Source organism: Streptomyces sp. P9(2023), assembly GCF_032436795.1.
Taxonomy (GTDB): Bacteria; Actinomycetota; Actinomycetes; order Streptomycetales; family Streptomycetaceae; genus Streptomyces.
Genome location: NZ_JAUPWM010000400.1, coordinates 1 through 278, shown reverse-complemented (window position 1 = coordinate 278; position 278 = coordinate 1). Strand labels below are relative to the sequence as shown.

Annotated in this window: 1 pseudogene; it reads right to left on the bottom strand. The window is 48.9% G+C overall.

Annotation, left to right across the window (positions count from 1 at the left end):
* Positions 1–262: pseudogene (locus Q5762_RS38100) on the bottom strand (hypothetical protein); the annotation flags it as partial.
* Positions 263–278: the final 16 nt, after the last annotated feature.

Sequence of the window (278 nt, the reverse complement as noted above, 5' to 3'; positions counted from 1 at the left end):
AAAAGCCAGGCAAATTACTGGTGGCTGCCCCCACCACTCGCTCGCCTAGTCCCAGTTGATTCATCGTATCAAGGGCACTATTGTCGAATACCACTACTTTTTGGGGATTTTTTGGTACCTCCAGCTGACCATTGGCATCCGTGATGGTGACCGTCTTTGCCACTTGACTACTGCTGGTTTCTTGTTGCTGCGTGCTCCCTGTGTTTGCGCCACAAGCTCCTATCGTCAAGATGACCCCTGTCAGTAAGATCATCAGTCCCATTTTTTTCATATTGTGA